General features: G+C 72.7%; 12 protein-coding genes and 1 tRNA gene. 4 read left to right on the top strand and 9 right to left on the bottom strand.

The window, feature by feature from the left end; translation table 11 throughout:
* Positions 1-52 precede the first annotated feature (52 nt).
* On the top strand, positions 53-1,261 hold the full coding sequence (locus ACRB68_RS19795) for an inorganic phosphate transporter (protein WP_153534228.1): 1,209 nt from the start codon (positions 53-55) through the stop codon (positions 1,259-1,261).
* Here ACRB68_RS19795 and ACRB68_RS19790 read toward each other — a convergent pair.
* From ACRB68_RS19790 to topA, 3 genes are read right to left on the bottom strand one after another with little or no spacing between them, the layout of a single operon-like run.
* Positions 1,239-2,384, bottom strand: coding sequence for a DNA polymerase III subunit delta' (locus tag ACRB68_RS19790; RefSeq protein WP_153534226.1), 1,146 nt, complete (start codon positions 2,382-2,384; stop codon positions 1,239-1,241). The two genes, ACRB68_RS19795 and ACRB68_RS19790, sit on opposite strands and share 23 nt — an antisense overlap.
* A gap of 33 nt (positions 2,385-2,417) precedes the next feature.
* Positions 2,418-4,394, bottom strand: coding sequence for a dTMP kinase (gene tmk / locus ACRB68_RS19785; RefSeq protein WP_153534224.1), 1,977 nt, complete (start codon positions 4,392-4,394; stop codon positions 2,418-2,420).
* 28 nt (positions 4,395-4,422) lie between these two features.
* Positions 4,423-7,119, bottom strand: coding sequence for a type I DNA topoisomerase (gene topA / locus ACRB68_RS19780; protein WP_328594437.1), 2,697 nt, complete (start codon positions 7,117-7,119; stop codon positions 4,423-4,425).
* Between the two features lie 256 nt (positions 7,120-7,375).
* Here topA and ACRB68_RS19775 point away from each other — a divergent pair, with 256 nt between their 5' ends.
* A complete protein-coding gene (locus ACRB68_RS19775; RefSeq protein ID WP_153534222.1) occupies positions 7,376-7,582 on the top strand; it encodes a DUF5703 family protein in 207 nt (68 codons plus the stop codon).
* A 142-nt stretch (positions 7,583-7,724) separates the two neighbouring features.
* Here ACRB68_RS19775 and ACRB68_RS41395 read toward each other — a convergent pair whose 3' ends face one another.
* The 3 genes from ACRB68_RS41395 to ACRB68_RS19760 all read right to left on the bottom strand — a co-directional run bounded on the left by ACRB68_RS41395 (position 7,725) and on the right by ACRB68_RS19760 (position 11,130).
* Positions 7,725-8,840 (bottom strand): chaplin family protein, encoded by a 1,116-nt coding sequence (locus ACRB68_RS41395; protein WP_194293372.1) that lies wholly within the window; start codon positions 8,838-8,840, stop codon positions 7,725-7,727.
* 126 nt (positions 8,841-8,966) lie between these two features.
* Complete coding sequence (locus tag ACRB68_RS19765; RefSeq protein WP_153534218.1) at positions 8,967-9,701, bottom strand: hypothetical protein; 735 nt, start codon at positions 9,699-9,701, stop codon at positions 8,967-8,969.
* Between the two features lie 112 nt (positions 9,702-9,813).
* On the bottom strand, positions 9,814-11,130 hold the full coding sequence (locus ACRB68_RS19760; protein WP_153534216.1) for a M20/M25/M40 family metallo-hydrolase: 1,317 nt from the start codon (positions 11,128-11,130) through the stop codon (positions 9,814-9,816).
* A 119-nt stretch (positions 11,131-11,249) separates the two neighbouring features.
* Between ACRB68_RS19760 and ACRB68_RS19755 the strand changes: the two genes are divergently transcribed.
* Positions 11,250-11,338: transfer RNA gene (locus ACRB68_RS19755), tRNA-Leu, on the top strand.
* A gap of 54 nt (positions 11,339-11,392) precedes the next feature.
* On the opposite strand, the gene ACRB68_RS19750 is transcribed toward ACRB68_RS19755, so the two are convergent.
* On the bottom strand, positions 11,393-11,905 hold the full coding sequence (locus ACRB68_RS19750; protein ID WP_153534213.1) for a hypothetical protein: 513 nt from the start codon (positions 11,903-11,905) through the stop codon (positions 11,393-11,395).
* Between the two features lie 11 nt (positions 11,906-11,916).
* Complete coding sequence (locus ACRB68_RS19745) at positions 11,917-13,539, bottom strand: CehA/McbA family metallohydrolase domain-containing protein (RefSeq protein ID WP_235959447.1); 1,623 nt, start codon at positions 13,537-13,539, stop codon at positions 11,917-11,919.
* Positions 13,540-13,690: 151 nt separating this feature from the next.
* Between ACRB68_RS19745 and ACRB68_RS19740 the strand changes: the two genes are divergently transcribed.
* Positions 13,691-14,545 (top strand): hypothetical protein, encoded by an 855-nt coding sequence (locus tag ACRB68_RS19740; RefSeq protein ID WP_153534211.1) that lies wholly within the window; start codon positions 13,691-13,693, stop codon positions 14,543-14,545.
* A gap of 73 nt (positions 14,546-14,618) precedes the next feature.
* On the opposite strand, the gene ACRB68_RS19735 is transcribed toward ACRB68_RS19740, so the two are convergent.
* Entirely contained in the window at positions 14,619-18,056 is a 3,438-nt protein-coding gene (locus ACRB68_RS19735; protein ID WP_194293371.1) for a phosphatidylinositol-specific phospholipase C domain-containing protein, read from the bottom strand.
* Positions 18,057-18,317 lie beyond the last annotated feature (261 nt).

The raw sequence follows: 18,317 nt of genomic DNA, 5'->3' as shown, positions 1-18,317 counted from the left end.
CTGTTCGGCGGCCGTTCATCTTGGACGGCCCCGCGGCGGGCATGGCCCCGACATGGACCTGACGACGGCCGGCCTGATCGGGCTGATCGCGCTGGCGCTGCTGTTCGACTACACCAACGGCTTCCACGACTCGGCCAACTCGGTGGCGACCGTCATCGCCACCCACGTGCTGCGGCCCCGGTTCGCGGTGGCGTGGGCGGCGTCGTTCAACTTCGTCGCCTTCCTGGTCTTCGGCACCGGGGTCGCCGACACCGTGGGCTCCACCGTGCGGGGCGAGTACGTCGGGCAGGCGGTGGTGTTCGCCGCGCTGCTCGGCGCGATCACCTGGAACTACGTGTCCTGGCACTTCGGGCTGCCGGTCTCGTCCTCGCACGCGCTGATCGGCGGGCTGGTCGGCGCCGGGCTCGCCCGCGGCGGGCCGGACGCGATCAAGGCGTCCAGCGTGGAGAAGGCCCTGGTGTTCCTGGTGGTGTCGCCGGTCGCCGGGCTGGTCGTCGCGGCGGCGCTGATGACGGCGCTGCGGCTGCTGCTGCGCGGCCGCCCCGCCCGCCGCACCGAGCGCCGGTTCCGCTGGGCGCAGCTGGCGTCGTCGGCGGCGGTGTCGCTCGGGCACGGCGGCAACGACGCGCAGAAGACCATGGGCGTGATCGTCGCGCTGCTGGTCGCGAGCGGCCGGCTGCACACCTGGCACGTGCCGGTCTGGGTGATGGCGGGCGCGGCCGGCGCGATCGCGCTCGGCACCTACTCGGGCGGCTGGCGGATCATCCGCACGATGGGCACCCGGATCACCGAGCTGCGGCCGGTCAGCGGGTTCACCGCCGAGACGGCCGCGGCGACCGCGCTGTTCGCCTCCACCGCGATCGGCGCGCCGGTGTCCACCACGCACACCGTGGCCGGCGCGATCACCGGCGCCGGGGCGGCCAACTCCGGCGCCCCGGTGAACTGGCGGGTCTTCGGCCGCATGTCGATCGCGTGGGTGCTGACCATCCCGTGCTCGGCGGCCGTGGCGGCCCTCGCCTACGGGGGCACCCGGCTCGGCGCCGCGTCGTGGGCGGTGCTGGGCGGCTACCTGCTGCTGGTCGCCGGGTTCGTCGCGGTGTCGCTGCGCACCTCGCCGAAGGCCGGGGACGTCGCCCCGGCGACCGGCGAGGAGCTGCACTTCCCGATGCGGCCCGGCAGCGGCTCGGTCATCGGGCACCACGCCCCGAAGCGGCCGGAGGACGCGCCGGACCGGCGGATCAGCGCCGGGCTGCCGTTGTGATCGCGACGGTCATCGCCTCGACGGCCATCAGCGGGTTGACGTTCGCGCCGAGCCGCTCCCGGCACTGCATGATCGCGTCCAGCCGGCGCAGCGTCGCCTCGGGCGCGCCCTCGGCGGCGGCGGTCCGCAGCTCGGCGTCCAGGTCGGTGTTGACCAGCGCGGTGCCCGCGCCCAGCTGGAGCGCCAGCACGTCGCGGTAGTAGGAGGCCAGGTCCAGCAGCGCCCGGTCCAGCGAGTCGCGCTTGACGCGGGTCGCGCGCGACTTCTGCCGGTCCTCCAGCTCCTTCAGCGCCCCGGCGGTGCCGCGCGGCATCCGGCCCTTGGCGCTCTCGCCGAGGGCCTGGCGCAGCGCGGACGTCTCGGTCCCGTCCATCGCCTCGGTGTGCGCCTTGGCGTCGGCCTCGGCGGCCTTCACCAGGATCTCGGCGGCGACGACGGCGGGCCCGACCGAGGTCATCCGGCGCGGCAGCGCGAGCACCTCGCCGCGCCGCCGCGCGGCCTCGGGGTCGGCGGCCAGCTCGCGGGCCCGGCTGATGTGGCCCTGCGCCGCGCGCGCGGCGATCTCAGCGGTCCGCGGGTCGGCGCCCTCGCGCAGCACCAGCATCTCGGTGACGGCCGCGACGGCCGGGGTCCGCAGCGTCACCAGCCGGCAGCGCGACCGGATGGTCACCAGCAGGTCCTCGGGCGAGGGCGTGCACAGCAGCCAGACCGTCCGGGGCGGCGGCTCCTCGATCGCCTTCAGCAGCGCGTTCGCGGCGGCCTCGGTGGCCCGGTCGGCGTCCTCGAACAGCACGATCTGCCAGCGCCCGCCGCTCGGCGACGACGACGCGCGCAGCACCAGCTCGCGGGTCTCGCGCACGCCGAAGGACAGCCCGGCGGGCCGGATGACCTCCACGTCGGCGTGCGTGCCCTGCAGCACCTGGTGGCAGGACGCGCAGTGCCCGCACCCGCGCGGGACCTCCTTGCACTGCAGCGCCGCCGCGAACGCCCGCGCCGCCGTCGTGCGGCCCGAGCCGGGCGGGCCGGTGAACAGCCAGGCGTGCGCGGGCGAACCGCTCTCGGCGGCCGGCCGCAGCCGGTCGACGACCTGCTGCTGCCCGACCAGGTCATCCCACACGCTCATGGGGTCCAGGCTACGGGGTTCGGGCACCCGTGGTTACGCGTCGGTGATGGCCGGGAAGGTGCTGGTGATGTCCTCGGCCGCCGCCGGGACCGGGTCGGGCAGGATCGCGCGGATGCGGTCCTGGATCTCCCGGGTGATCTCGTGCTGCGGGCGGCTCGCGTCCAGCACCAGGTAGCGGTCCGGGTCGGCCTCGGCGAGGGCGCGGAACCCCTCGCGGACCCGCTCGTGGAAGTCCGACGGCTCGGACTCGATCCGGTCGGCGGGCGCCGACAGCCGGTTCAGGCCCGTCTCCGGCGGCACCTCCAGCAGCACGGTGAGGTCGGGCACCAGGCCGCCGGTCGCCCAGGTGTTCAGCTCGGCGATCTCCTCGACCGGCTGGCGCCGCCCGTACCCCTGGTAGGCCAGCGAGGAGTCGACGTAGCGGTCGCTGACGACGATCGCGCCGCGCTCCATCGCCGGGCGGATCACGTTGGCGACGTGGTCGGCGCGGTCGGCGGCGTACAGCAGCGTCTCGGCGCGCGAGGACAGGCCCGTGGTCTCCTTGTCGAGCAGCAGCGCGCGCAGCCGCATGCCGTTCTTGGTGGCGCCCGGCTCGTGCGTGGTGACGACGTCGTAGCCGTGGTCGCGCAGCCAGATCGCGGCGAGCCGCGCCTGGGTGGTCTTGCCCGCGCCCTCGCCGCCCTCGAACGCCACGAACACGCCGCGCTCGGTCTTCGGCGCCGGGGCCTGCGGGGCGGCGGGCGGGACGTAGGTCTCGCCGCGCAGCGCGGCCTGCACGTCGGGCAGCAGCGGGATGCCGCGCCGGTCGTCCAGCCGCCGGCAGGCGACCAGGCCGAGCAGCAGCGCCACCGCGGCGGTGATGAGCAGCGCGGCGTGCACGCCGGTCAGGTCGTAGACGCCGTCGCCGGCGTGCAGCCGATGGTCGCCGAGGACGCCGGCGAGCGGCGGCAGCCCCGCGACCGCGACCAGGGCGGCGACGAGCGCGACCGCGCGCGGGTAGCCGAACCCGGCGACGGTGTGCGCGGCGGCCCAGCCGATGCCGGCGGCGACGCCGAGCACGGCCGTCGCCACGACGACCACGACCAGGTTCTGCACCAGGCCGTCGGCCAGCAGCACCAGCGCGACCGCGACCGAGGCCAGGCCGAGCAGCCGGCGGCGGGACAGCGGGGCCAGGACGCGCGGGCCGAGGAACAGGCCGAACGCGGCGCCGAGGGTGAGGGCGGCCAGGATCGCGCCGTACCCGGCGTCGCCGCCGCCGAGCTCGCGGGCGTGCACCTTGGCGAGCGCGACGACGCCGCCGGCGGCCAGGGCCGTCCCGGCGACCGCGAGGCCCGCCGCGCCACGCTCGCGGACCAGCAGCTTCAGCGGCGCCGGCGGCGCGGACGCCTCCGGCGCCGGCAGCTCGCGCAGCGCGGCGACGGCGGCCGCCGCGCCGAGGAACACCACGGCGGTGACGTAGAGGGCGAGGTCGGCGCGGTGGGCCACGCCGACGAGCGCGTCCGAGATCAGCGCGAGCACCGTGAACAGCAGCGCCGCGACCGGCGCGGTGCCGTACGCGGCGCGCAGCACGGGCGCCTGCTGCTCCTCCGGCAGCGCGCCGCCGACGAGCGGCGTCCACAGCAGGCTGATGCAGCCGACCAGGAACGCCGCCGCCATCGTCCACGGCAGCGCGTGCACGATCGGCACCGACGCCACCAGGGCGAACCGCAGCACGTCCGCCACGATCATCGTGATCCGGCGGTCCAGCCGGGACGCCGCCAGCCCCGCCAGCGGCGCGAGCAGCACCGCCGGCGCCAGCATCAGCACCAGGACCAGGCCGATCGCCTGCAGCCGGCCGGCCGTGCCCTGGTCGCGGGTGAGCACGCCGGCGAAGGCCGTCAGCGCCGGGACGCTCAGCCAGTGGCCGAGGCCCGACAGCGACAGCGCGGCGCGCAGCCGCCGGAACGCCTGGTTCGACGTAGCGCCCGGCAGCTCGGCGGGGTCCTGCCGGGTGACGCCCGTTCTGGTCATGTCGGTCAGGGTATCGGCGTAGATGTCCTTATGAACTGGACTTCGCGGAGGTCCGCTTGCGCGGCGCCGGCTTCTTCTTCCCGCCGCCCGCCGCGACCTTCTCGCGGCGCTCGGCGAGCAGCTCCGCGGCCCGCTGGATGGTGATCTGCTCGACCTCGTCGCCCTTGCGCAGGCTGGCGTTGGTCTCGCCGTCGGTGACGTAGGGCCCGAACCGGCCCTCCTTCACCACCACCGGCTTGCCGCTCGCCGGGTCGTTGCCCAGCTCGCGCAGCGGCGGCGCGGCCGCGGCCCGCCCCCGCCCGCGCTGCTTCGGCTGCGCCAGCAGCTCCTTGGCCTGCTCCAGCGTGACGGTGAACAGCTCGTCCTCCGAGCCGAGCGACCGGCTGTCGGTGCCGCGCTTGATGTACGGGCCGAACCGGCCGTTCTGCGCGGTCACCGGCTCGCCGTCGATCTCGCCGAGCGTGCGCGGCAGCGACAGCAGCTTCAGCGCGTCGTCGAGGGTGACGGTGTCCAGCGTCATCGTCTTGAACAGCGAGCTGGTGCGCGGCTTGACCGCCGCCGCCTTCTTGGTGCGCTTCTTCTCGCCCTCGGCCGGGGCCGGCGGCTCGGGCAGCACCTCGGTCACGTACGGGCCGAACCGGCCGGACTTGGCCACGATCACGTTGCCCGACACCGGGTCGGTGCCGAGCTCGCGGTCGCCGCTCGGCTGCGCGAACAGCTCCTCGGCCTTGGCCGCGTCCAGCTCGTCGGGCGCCAGGTCCTCGGGGATGTTGACGCGCTCGCCGTCGCGGTCCAGGTAGGGGCCGTAGCGGCCGACCCGGACCATGATGTCGGTGCCCTTGATCGGGAACGAGCTGATGCCCTTGGCGTCGATCTCGCCGATGTCGCCGACGAGCTCCTTCAGGCCGTCCTCGCCGTCCTCGCCGAAGTAGAACCGGCCGAGCCAGCGGACCCGCTCGGCCTCGCCGCGGGCGATCTCGTCGAGACCGTCCTCCATGTGCGCGGTGAAGTCGTAGTCGACCAGGTTGCCGAAGTGCTGCTCCAGCAGGTTGGTCACCGCGAAGGCCAGGAAGGACGGCACCAGCGCGGTGCCCTTCTTGAACACATAGCCGCGGTCCAGGATGGTGCCGATGATCGACGCGTAGGTCGACGGCCGGCCGATCTCCCGCTCCTCCAGCTCCTTGACCAGGCTGGCCTCGGTGTAGCGGGCGGGCGGGCGGGTCGAGTGGCCCTCGGCCGAGATCGAGTTCGCCGCGAGGGGGTCGCCCTCCTCCAGGTTCGGCAGCCGCCGCTCCTGGTCGTCGCGGTCGGTCGCCGGGTCGTCGGCGCCCTCCACGTAGGCCTTCAGGAAGCCGTGGAAGGTGATCGTCTTGCCGGACGCGCCGAACTCGGCGGTCTCGTTCTGGGTGGACACGCCGGTGACGCGGATCGACACCGACTGGCCGGCGGCGTCCTTCATCTGCGACGCGATCGTCCGCTTCCAGATCAGCTCGTACAGCCGGAACTGGTCGCCGGTGAGACCCGTCTCACCCGGGGTGCGGAAACTGTCACCCGCGGGACGGATCGCCTCGTGCGCCTCCTGCGCGTTCTTGACCTTGGAGGTGTAGACGCGCGGCCGGTCCGGGACGTACTCGCCGCCGAACAGCGTCGCGGCCTGCCGCCGGGCCGCGTTGATCGCGGTCTCCGACAGCGTGATCGAGTCGGTTCGCATGTAGGTGATGAAGCCGTTCTCGTACAGCTTCTGCGCGACCGACATCGTGTACTTGGCGGAGAACCCCAGCTTGCGGCTGGCCTCCTGCTGCAGCGTGGTGGTGCGGAACGGCGGGTACGGCTTGCGCGTGTAGGGCTTGCGCTCGACGGACTTGACCGCGTAGGTCCGCCCGGTGAGGCGCCCGGCCAGCGCGCGCGCGGCCTCCTCGTCCAGGTGCAGGGCGTCGCGGGTCTTCAGCGTGCCGTCGGAGGCGAAGTCGCGGCCCTGCGCGACGCGCTTGCCGTCGACCGAGACCAGGCCGGCCTTGAACGCCTTCGGCTCGTCGGCCTTACCGGTGTCGAACTCGGCCGCGATGTCCCAGTAGTGCGCCGGGACGAACGCGACGCGCTCGCGCTCGCGCTCCACCACCAGGCGGGTCGCCACCGACTGCACCCGGCCCGCCGACAGCTTCGGCATGACCTTCTTCCACAGCACCGGGCTGACCTCGTAGCCGTAGAGGCGGTCGAGGATGCGGCGGGTCTCCTGCGCGTCCACCAGCCGCAGGTTCAGCTCGCGCGGGTTGGCGGCGGCGGCCTGGATGGCGTCCTTGGTGATCTCGTTGAAGGTCATCCGGTGCACCGGGACCTTGGGCTTCAGCACCTCCTGCAGGTGCCAGGCGATCGCCTCGCCCTCGCGGTCCTCGTCCGTCGCCAGGAAGAGCTCGTCGGCCTCGGCGAGCAGCTTCTTCAGCTTGGCGACCTGCTGCCGCTTGTCGGTGTTGACCACATAGAGGGGCTCGAAGTCGTGCTCGACGTTCACGCCGAGCTTGGCCCACGGCTCGCCCTTGTACTTGGCCGGCACCTCCGAGGCGCTCCCGGGCAGGTCCCGGATGTGGCCGATACTGGACTCCACGATGTAGCCACGCCCCAGGTACCCGGCGATCGTCTTGGCCTTCGCAGGCGACTCGACGATCACCAGCCGGGTGCCGCTGCCCCCGGCCTGGCCACTCTTCGCGGTGCCGTTCTTGGCTGGCACAGTCGCTCCAACCTCGCTGTCTGGTCTTCGTGCACGGACTGACTACAACGCTTCCGCACGACGTGTTCATGCCCGGATCCCCGCCGCCGCGTCACGGGCCCCGCCGTCCGGTCCTGGCGGAACGGGCGGCGCGCGCCGCACGGCCACGGCCTCCGACAGGATGACACGTCCCCGGCGGCGCTGCGGACCCACGACCGCCACCCTAGGCGCCCGGGCGACTCCCGCCGCGTTCACCCGCGCGCCATAATGGGGCGCGATGGTGGAGTACACCTACCTCGTCCTGCGCCTGCCGCGCGGCACCACCCGCGATGCCGCCCGGCAGATCATGACCGAGCACGCCGAGCACGGCGGCTGGGAGCTCGATCGCTTGCGCCTTTACCCCGACGGTAGCCGCCGAATCCAGTTGCGGCGCAAGATCATTCGTCAGGTCCGCACATTCCGGCCGGTCCCGCCCGGAGCGTAGCACTATGTACGAACGCCATGACGTCGGGTGACCATGGTCTTCCTCTTGCGTGACGGCTCCGCCCGCCCCGGTTCCGCGCCACCGGGACGGACGGAGCGTCCGCGCGTCCGGCCCGGCGGGGTTCACCGGGCCGGACGCGGGCTCAGCGGCGGCGGAACCGGCGGGACAGGCCGAACGCGCCGGTCATCGCCGACAGCGCCGCTGCGGCAGCGATCCACAGGACGCCCTTCTCCTCCTGCATGGGCGTCGCGGCGGCGACGGGCCTCATCGCGGGCAGACCGCCGATCTCCGGCGCCTTGACGTTGCCGGTGACGGGCGGCTTGGACAGGGCCGGCACCTTCACCCCGCTCAGCACGGGCACGCCGTCGTCATCGCCGCCGCGGACCGGGACCGGGGTGGCGGCCCGGCGGGACGCGGCGCGGTGCTCGTCGCAGTGGTGCCCGGGCTTGCCGTGGTGGTGGCCCGGCTTGCCGTGGTGGGGCTTGGGCTTCGGGTGGTGCGGCTTGGGCGCGGGATGCCCGCCGGGGCCGTGGCCGCCGTTGTGCACGTCGGCGCCGCCGACGCACCCGGCGGCGGCCTTGCCCAGCACCGCGGCCGCGTTGCCGCAGACGTTGACCGGCACGCCGACCGGCAGGTTCACCTGGTTGCCGGACACGACGCCGTTCGTGCCGGAGTTCTTCTGCCCTCCGCCACCGCCGCCGTTGTGGACGGACGCGCCGCCGACACAACCGGCCTTCGCCAATCCGAGGATCGCGACCGCGTTGCCGCACACGTTGACGGGCACGGAGATCGGGGCGTTGACCTGGTTGCCGGAGCCGACGCCGTTCTTGCCGTTGTTGGTCTGGCCACCGTGGCCGCCATTGTGGACGTCGGCGCCGCCCTCGCAGCCGGCCTTCGCCAATCCGAGGATCGCGACCGCGTTCCCGCACACGTTCACCGGCACGCCGACCGGGGCGTTCACCTGGTTGCCGGACAGGTCGCCGTTCTTGCCGGAGTTCTTCTGCCCGCCCCCGCCGCCGCCGTGGACGGTCGCGCCGCCCTCGCAGCCGGCCTTCGCCATCCCGAGGATCGCGACGGCGTTGCCGCAGGCGTTGACCGGGATGCTGATCGGGGCGTTGATCTGGTTGCCGGAGAGGACGCCGTTCGCGCCGGAGGTGTGCTGCCCGTCGGCGAAGGCGGGGGTGGCGGACGCGCCGAGCGCGACGAAACCGGCGGTGAGAAGGGCGGCACGAGCGGTGCCGGAAACCCAGGTACGCATGGGTTGCTCCATTCGAAGGGTTGCTGAAGTGGGCGTGCGTCGTCGGCACGCGTGTGGGAAGGGCGGAGACCCCGCACGCCGGTCCGAGCCGCTCGGGCACGGCGACGCAGGGTCGGGGACCGGCGCCTAGTCGGGCGCGAAGGACGGCTCGTCCGCCGCGGTGCGGACGGCCGGGGGAACCGCGCCGGAAGCGCGCAGGAGCACACCCGCCGGGCGCGTGGGCGCCCAGGGGCCGCGGGCCGGCGGGCCGGTGATCCCGCCGAGCGGGACCGGTCCGGTGACCGGCGACAGCGAGCCCGCCTGCGCGGGCGCCGGGACGGGGACGGGCGGGGTCTGCGCCGGCTGCGCGGAAGCCCTCGCAGCGGCGGGGACCGGCCTCGTCCGGGTGGCCTTGGACGCCCCCGTGGCGGCGGGCCGGTGATGCGCGGCGCGCACCGCCGGGCCGCCGAGCGCCCGCTCGGCGGGACGCCGCGAAGTCCAAGAGGCACCCGGCCTCGGCTCCGGGCGACGGGCGTTCCGCCCGGCGCCCGGACGCCCGGCCCCGTCCCGGACCGGTGGGGAGACCGCGGGCCTGACGGCCCGGACGGCGCGCGAAGCGCCGTCCTGAACGGCACGCACGGCGCCGTCGTGAACGGCGCGCGAAGCGCCGTCACCGACGGCACGCAGGGTGCCGCCGACCATGGGCACGCCGGCCGTGACGCGCGAGGCGTCCGGCACCGGCGGGCCGTCGGCGTGCGCCGCGTGCGCGGCGCCGCCGAGCAGCCACCCGGCCGTCACGATCCCGGCGAGCACCAGGAGGCGGTGGACGGCACGGCTCCGCAGCAGGGCGCGGATCGCGCCCACCACCGAGTCGCTGGCCACAGGTTCTCCTCGAGAGCCGCCGGATACGTCAAGGGTGGGTCAACCCGGCCCCTACGAATGGTGACCGTAGCACCACGGAACGCAGCCGGTAGGTCAATTCGAGGAAGAACTTTCAGGAGCGGCCGAGGAAGTCGTCGAGGACCTTTGCCCCGAAGCGCAGCCCGTCCACCGGCACCCGCTCGTCGATTCCGTGGAACATTCCAGAAAAGTCCAATTCCGGCGGCAGTCGCAGCGGCGCGAACCCGAAGCAGCGCATGCCGAGCTTGGCGAAGTGCTTGGCGTCCGTCCCGCCGCTCAGGCAGTACGGCACCGGCAGCGCGCCCGGGTCCTCGGCGAGCAGGGCGGCCTCCATGGCCGCGACCAGCGCCCCCTCGTAGTCGGTCTCCAGGGCGACGTCGTTGTAGATGAAATCGCGCTGGACGTCCGGTCCGAGAAGTTCGTCCACGGTGGCGAAGAATTCCGCCTCATAACCGGGCAGATACCGGCCGTCCACCTGAGCGGTCGCGCTCTGCGGAATGACATTCGTCTTATATCCGGCATCCAGCCGGGTCGGGTTCAGCGTGTTGCGGAGCGTCGCCCCGATCATCCGCGCCAGCGGCCCCATCTCCACCAGGCACTTCTCGGGGTCGTCCGGGTCGAACTCCACCCCGTACGCCAGGCAGGCCCGCTCCAGGAAGGCTCGCACCGTCTTGGTCATCCGGATCGGGAAGTCGTGCTCCCCCAGCCTGGCCACCGCGCCCGCCAGCGCCGTCACCGCGTTGTCGGGATGCACCATCGACCCGTGCCCGGCGGTCCCCCGCGCGGTCAGGTTCATCCACGCGATGCCCTTCTCCGCCGTCTCGATCAGGTACATCCGCCGGTCGCCGGGCACGGTCAGGCTGAACCCGCCGACCTCCCCGACGGCCTCGGTGCACCCCTCGAACAGCTCGGGGTGCTCCCGCACGAGCCACTGGGCGCCCCACTCGCCGCCGGCCTCCTCGTCGGCCAGGAACGCCAGCACCACGTCCCGCGGCGGGCGCCGCCCCTCCCGCATCCGCTGCCGGACGACGGCGAGCATCATCGCGTCCATGTCCTTCATGTCCACGGCCCCGCGGCCCCAGACGCACCCGTCGGCGATCTCGCCCCCGAACGGATCCCGGGTCCAGTCCTCCTGCCGCGCCGGCACCACGTCGAGGTGCCCGTGCAGCAGCAGCGCGTCCCGGCCCGGGTCCTCCCCCTCGATCCGCACCACGAGACTCGTCCGCTTCGGATGCGACTCGAACAGCTGCGGTTCCAGCCCCACCTCGGCGAGCTGCGCGGCGACGTACTCGGCCGCCACCCGCTCCCCGGGCCCGGAGTTGTCCCCGGGGTTGCTGGTGTCGATCCGGATCAGCTCCTGGCAGATCCGGACGACCTCGTCCGCCGCGGTCGGCTGGTGGGCCACAGTCATCACCTTCGCGCCTGGGATCACACGTACCCGACCATGGTGCCCCGTCGATCGACTTCGCCGCGACTCAGGACCTTTGGTATGGTGAAGCCCGCCGCACAGCGCTGCGGCGTGCACACCTCGTCCGGGTGGCGGAATAGGCAGACGCGCTAGCTTGAGGTGCTAGTGCCCTTTACGGGGCATGGGGGTTCAAGTCCCCCCTCGGACACCATGGAATGAACGAAGCCCCAGGTCTTTGACCTGGGGCTTCGTTCATTCATCAGGGTCAGTGGCCGCAGATGTCCTGGTGTTCCAGCTCGAACGGGATCACCCCCTTCGCCGCCGGGGTCACCTCCAGGACCAGTTCCCCCTCGCGGAACACGGGCCGGACGAAATCGTGCGTGACGAGCAGGGTGCCGGGCGGCAGCGGTCCGCCGAGCGACTCGATCCGGTCCACCGCGCCCGTCGCCAGGGCCTGCTCGACCGTCAGCGTGCCGCGCAGCAGGTGCTGCCCGGGGAACCGCACGGCCCGGCCCGTGCGCCGGTGCGCCGCGAGGGCGAGGGCGGCTCCGCGGGCGTGCTCGGCTGGTCCGCGCAGTTCGTCGGCCAGCGCCACCGTCGCTCCTCGGGCCAGGAATGCCTGGGCGGCCCGCTCGGCGGCTTCCGGTACGAGTTCTACGGACGCCGCGTGGTGTGCGTGCCCGTCCCGCACCGGGTGCGTGCAGAACAGCAACGGGTCCGGCACGACCTCCAGCACCAGGCTCTCCAGCGCCGCCCGGTCGCGCCGGCCCGTGTTCACGCCGAGGACGGTCACGCGACGTCCACGAAGACCGGGTTGGCGTAGCACCACAGGTCGTCCCACGGGGCGGCGGCGCCCTGCACGTCCATCATCGGCTCCAGCCCGTTCGACCGGTTGCCGTCGGTGCCGCGCAGCCGCACGTAGAACGGGTCGCGGACGTTGCGGAACCGGTGCTCGAAGTGCAGCTCCGTCGCGCGGCCGGACGGGGTGAAGGACTGGACGACCGACACGTCCGGGTTGGTGAAGGAGTCGCGGTCGGCGGCCGGGCCGGTGACGGCGCCGCGGATCAGGTCGAGCCGCGCCAGCCGGGGGATCCGGCCCGTGGTGTTGGGCTCGGTGGCCAGGCGCACCGAGATCCGGACCGTGACGTCGCCGCCCCGCCGGACGCGCACCCGCCCGCCCAGCGTGGCGGGCTGCCCGCCGCCCTGCGCGTGGACGCGCACGTCCAGCGCGGACACCAGGCCGCCCATCCCCACCCAGACGCGGCCCGCGCGGATCCCGTCCATGACCCCGCGGAAGGTGTGCGACGCGGCGCCCACGACCGTGCGGCTGAACTCGCCCGGCCAGAAGTCGGCGTGCTCCTGCGGCGTGCCGCCGTCCACCGGGTCGGGGTAGCGGCCGTGGGTGTCGTACCAGTCGCCCGGGGTGTCGGGCCGGACGAGCGTGCTGCCGTTGGCCTGGTGGATGTCGGAGTTGCTGGTGATCCACCAGCCCCGGCCCTCGGCGAGCATGGCGTCCCACAGGCCGCCGAGCCTGGCCGTCATCCAGTCGAAGCCGCCGAACGTGCGGTAGGACTCCGACGGCCAGCCGCTCCAGGAGTCGTTGCCCGGGGCGTTGCCGTACCCGCCGCGGTGCCCGCCGTCGTTCTGGGCGCCGGGCGAGCCCTCCATGCCGACCGCGATGTGCGGGGCGGTGTCGCGGTAGTTGCGGAACTCGTGGGGGGTGTACCGACCGTTGCGGCTGGGGTGGTTGGCGATCATCAGGGCCGAGTCGATGGCGCCCCGGTCGATCTGGCCCGACAGCCAGCGCAGCGCGGCCAGCGCGGTCGCCTCGTTGGCGTCGGAGGTGTGGTTGGTCCCGTTGACGTTGCCGTCGAAGAGCCTCTCGAAGGCGTGCAGCGCGGTGATCTCGTCCTTGGCGGCGTCGAAGAAGACCGTGGCGTGCTCACCCGATGGCACGTTCCATTCCAGTCCCTGCCAGAGCAGCATCGACGGGTTGGCGGCACGGGCCTTGAGGACGTCGGCGTAGGTCTGCTTCACCGCGAACTTCTCGTGCGCCACGTGCCCGTGGTCGGTGATCACCATCCAGTCCAGGCCGTGCCGCCGGCCGCTGGTGACCTGCTGGGCGACCGTGTGCATCGCGTCGTAGCTGGACTGCGTGTGGACGTGGTGGTCCCCGGCGAGCCACCGCAGCCGCCCGGGGGCGGGGGCGGGCGGCACGGGGCGCGCGGGGCGCGGGCCGGCCGCCGCCGCGGGGCCCGCCAGCAGGCCGCTGCCGGCCGCCGCCGCGCCCACCAGGCCGAGCCGCTGGAGGAAGCGGCGGCGCGCCAGCTCGCCCGGCGGCAGCTCGCCGTCCGGGACGGCCTGGTCGGCATAGGGCCCACTGGCCTGATGGTGGTGGTGATCGTGTCCCACGGACGGCTCCTCGATAACAAATCTGTGTCGGCCAGAACGTAGGCGAGCGAAACGACGGCCCGGGGTACAAGAGGTGATCATTCATCGAAAAACACCCGTTATCGGGACAGGGTTCATCGGGCGGCAACGCGCGGGCGCCAGGCTGCGCGCCATGTTCAGATCACGTATCGCGCGCTGCCTGACGGCCGCCGCCGCGCTCGTCCTCACCTTCGCCGGGACGGCCGCGGCCGACGACTCCCGGCTCGGCCCCTGGAAGCCGGCCGGCAGCACCGAGCAGCCGTCGTCCCTCGCCAACCAGGGCCTGACCACCGTGGCCGGCAAGGGGCTGCACTTCGCCGGGAACGGCACGGTGCCCGACTCGCTGCGGGCCGCGGGCTGGGGCCACGTCGGCGACCCCGACTCCGCCCGGGGCCACATCTTCGACGCCTACCAGTGGACCGCCGCCGACCCCGCCGCGAAGATGTTCTACGTCACGACGCCCGGCGGGAAGCAGTACCGGTACGTCCACCCGCTGGCCCCCGGCGAGCTGATGAACAACTCCTACGCCGCCGTCTCCCCCGACGGCCAGTGGCTGGTCAGCGGCGAGTGGGGCACGATGGACCGCCTGCTGGTGCTGCCCACGCCGATCCTCAACCCCGCGACCGCCCGCACCGGTGGAACGCTCCGGCTCGCCGGCCAGATCAAGCTGGACCGCCCGGTCCGCGACGTCCAGGGCTGCGACTTCGTCAACCCCACCACGCTGGTCTGCGCGACCGACGACACCGGCACCGACCTGTTCCCGACCACCAAGCAGCTGCTCCAGATCAAGCTGCACCGGCCGCTGCGCGCCGGTGACACCACCGCCCGCGTGACCTCGCTCGGCCAGGTCCCGCTGATCAGCAAGTGCACCGGCGAGTTCGAGACCGAAGGCGTCGACTACGACCGCGCCACCGGCCTGCTGCGCGTCGAGGTCGTCCCGCCCGCCCCGTGCGACGCCGACACCACCGTCTACGCTTTCCGCCGCTGACCCACGAGGCCCGGCCCGCTCTGATGATCGGAGCGGGCCGGGCCTCCCCCGGCGGTTGCGCGCTAACGCGCCGTCAGCCGGCCGGCCCCACCAGCTTCCACGGCTCGTGGTCCGCGTCGGGACCCGTGCCGGGGGCGTTGTTCTGGGTCCACCACTTGGCCTTCCAGACCTTGCCGTTGTAGGTCACGGTGGTCTCCTCGATCGGCTGTGCGGCCGGGTTGTAGACCTTGGCGCCGTCCCATGCCGGAGCGCCGCAGCCGCCGGCCGGGACCGTCCCGGCGGGGACGCCGCGCAGGCCGTCGGTGACCGGCGCGAAGGACGTGCCGCCGACCGAGAACGTGGTGTTCACCGGCCCGGTGACCGGCAGGTAGTAGATGATCGGCAGGTCGAGCTTCTGGCCGGCCGGGATGATCTGGCAGTAGTCCAGCGTGGTGCTGATCCGGTGGAACGTCGTCCCGGTGGTGATCTGCCACTGGCCGCCCTGGGCGCCGGTCTGCCAGTAACCGTCCTTGATCAAGGACGAGGTGGACGCCGGGATGTCGAAGGACAGCTTCGTGTCCTTGCCGCCGCCGATGGTGCGCCCGGTGTTGTTGGTGATCCGCAGTGTCGGGGTGAGCGGCCACAGGTTCGCGGCCCGGGTCGGGTAGTTCACCAGGTCGACGGTGAGGGCGGCGGTCTGCCCGGGCACCGCGGCACTGCTGCCGGAGCTGCGCCGGGGGTCGTACGCGCCGGCGTTGCCCAGCGCGTCGTTGAGCCGGGTGGTGAGCGTGTAGCCCATGCCGCACGGGTGCGCGGCGTCCACGTTCTGCGGGCACGCGTAGTCGCCGCCGAGCTCCCACATCATCACGCCGCCCGCGCCGGTCGAGCGGACCAGCTCGGCGACGGCGTCGACGCTCTGCTCGTCCTCGGTGGACAGGAACACCTTCTTGCCGTTGTTCCACAGCCACGCCGTCTTCGTCGTGTCGTCCCAGTAACGGGTGTAGGTGCCGCTGAGGCGGTCGGCCTCGTCCGTGTCCGGGGTGAGGCCGACGTTGGGCGCGTACTTCGGGAGGATGTTGTGTTCCAGGTTCTTGGCGTGCCACAGCGGGCTGGTGCCCGAGCCGAGCTCCCCGCCGCCGGACGCGTTGTCGTGCCAGATGTTGTCGATGCCGACCGCGCCGTCACCGCACGGCCGGCGGACGCCGGTCCCCGGCTCGCAGCCGCTCTTCGACGATGTGCCCCACATGCCGTTCGTGCCGCCGGTGACGTTCTTCCAGCCGCGCGTGTAGTACGGCACGCCGATGTTGACCCGCCCGGCCTGCAACGCACCGCGCAGGTACTTCAGCGCCCAGTCGGTGTTGAAGTAGCCGATGCCGCCGTACTCCGGGGTGTTGTAGAGATCGGCCAGCTCGGGGTCCTTGTGGTCGTCGAAGAGCGCGGCGTTCGGGCCCACCACGTCGTTCCAGGTGCCGTGGTAGTCGTAGGCCATCAGGTTGGTGAAGTCCTGGTAGCGCAGGCCCTGCTGGTTGGCCATGCCGCGGACCAGGTAGCCGGAGGCCGACGACGCCGAGGTGATCATGTAGTACCTGCCGTCGGCCGCCGAGGCCCGGTCCAGGGTCTCGCGCAGCGTCTTCATCAGCGCGGTGTATCCGGCGGGCAGGCCCTGGCGCCGCGGCTCGGCCGTGCTCCAGTCCGCGGGGTTGCCGGTGCCGTCGAGGACCGTCGGGTACTCGAAGTCGATGTCGACCCCGTCGAAGCCGTAGGTGCGCAGGAAGGCGACCACCGAGTTCGAGAAGGTGGTGATCCCGCCCTGGTTCACGGTGCCGTCGGCGTTGGTGGTCATCGCGTAGAAGCCGCCGGAACCGGCCCAGCCGCCCACCGAGATCAGGGTCTTCACCCGCGGGTGCAGCTTCTTGTACTTGGTGAGCAGGTTGAAGTGGCCCTTGTAGGGCAGCGACGGGTCCATCTCGGCGCCGGGCTGACCGGGCCACTGCATGCCGATGGCCGGGTTGTCGGCGTTCGCCGGGCCGACCGAGATCTGGTCGTCCGCCACGGTGGCGAAGGCGTAGTTGAGGTGCGTGACCTTGGACCACGGGATGTTCTTGACCAGGTAGTGCGGGGTGCCGTCGGCGCCGGTGCGGCCGCCGTTGAAGTAGGCGACCACCCGCCGCGGCCGGCCCTGGCCGAGCCACTCACGGCCGTCGCCCTGGTAGATCCTGCAGTACGGGGTCGCGACGCCGGGGGTGGGGGTCATCCCGTCCGGGCGGCAGTCGCCGGACGCGGCCGGCCGGGCGCCACCGTCGTCACCGCCGGGGTGCTCCTCCATCGGGTCGCCGACGCCGCCGTTGGCGGTCACCGGGTCGGGCCCGAACCTGTTGAGCGCGATGATGTCGCCGATCAACCGCCCGCCGGGGAAGTCCATCATGACGATGCCGGCGCGGTCCATCGACGTCCGGCCGCCGAAGTTGCCGGACCGTCCCGGATAGAACTCCGGGCACCGGCCGTTGGTGTTGTGCAGGCATTGGATCAGGAACTCGTTGACGCCGTTCGCGGTCGGTGAGCCGCCGGCCACGGTGAAGGGGTGGGCGCCCGAGCCGGTGCCGCTGGTGTAGTTGAGGTAGATCGCCTCGGGCTTGTAGGCCTGTCCCTGCTCACCGCGGTTGGCGTCCCAGACCCCGTTGGTCTTGCGCAGGTGAGTGCGGACCTTCTCCCACTTGTCGTTGATGTCGTCGATTTGCGGGACGTTGTAGTCGTCCTGGACGTACTCGTTGTTCTCGTGGTTCTGGCCCGCCTGGACCTGCTTCAGGCCGTAACCGTCGAAGTAGCCGCCGTGGGGGCCGCGAAGCTCCAGGAGCACCAGCTTGCCGCGCACGTCACCGAGCGTGGGAGTGGCCGCCTGGCTGACGCCGGTGACGGACGGCCCCCAGAAGAGGCCGCCGAAATCGGTGGCCGGCCGCGTCTCGTCCCCCTGGCCGGTCCACTGCTTGCCCTCCAGGTAGCCCCGCAGGACCTTCAGGCGCCAGGTGTTGTCGGCATAGCCGTCCGCGTCCGAGCAGGAGGCGGTGCCGCCCTCGCACTCGAACTTGAGGCTGAGGAAGACCGTCTCGCGCGGGTGCGCGGTGAGGAACTCGCGGAGCTTGACGAGGAGGTCGTTGAAGTTGACCTGCTGGTAATACGTGCCGTGGTGGACGGTGAGGCTCAGGGCGTCGTCCTTGCTCACCCGGAGCCGGATGTCGAGGGCCCGGATCCCGGCGTCGAGCTGCCTGCCCAGGGTGGGGGCGCCGAAGCCGAAGTCCTGCTGCGTCTTGGAGATGCTGGTGCTGAGCGGGTCACAGCCACCGTCGACCCGGCGGTACCCGCATAACGCGACGCTTTCGTGCGTGCCGGGAACGGAGAGGTCGGCCAGGCTCTTGTCGCCGGGGACCCGGCTCATCCAGTCGACATTGGCGGGGGCCGCGTCCTCAATGCTGTTGTAGTACTCGTTGGCGAGGGCCGGGCCTGCGGTGGCCACCACGGCGATCGTGCTGGTCACGGCGAGGGTGACGGCGACCAGCAGCCGGCGAACCGGCCGGGCCGCCCATAAGGGCGGGCGGGAATGGCGCAATCGGACAGACAAAAGTCCTCCTAGGCGGCGATCCCAGAGCGGACCGCTATCGATGTCAGAAACCGCCAGATATGGGGCTCCCGTGCAGGATTATCGCCGACGAGAGTCAAGGGACAGTCAAGTCTGTCGATCAGGGGTGTTAATTCGAGTGAACAAACGGACGGTCGAACTCGGGCCGCATTCGAATTC

The sequence above is a fragment of the Actinomadura macrotermitis genome (genome assembly GCF_009604375.1).
In the GTDB taxonomy this organism is placed as follows: Bacteria; Actinomycetota; Actinomycetes; order Streptosporangiales; family Streptosporangiaceae; genus Spirillospora; species Spirillospora macrotermitis.
Note: the sequence above shows the minus strand (reverse complement) of the source record. Positions and strands in the feature narration are given on the sequence as shown.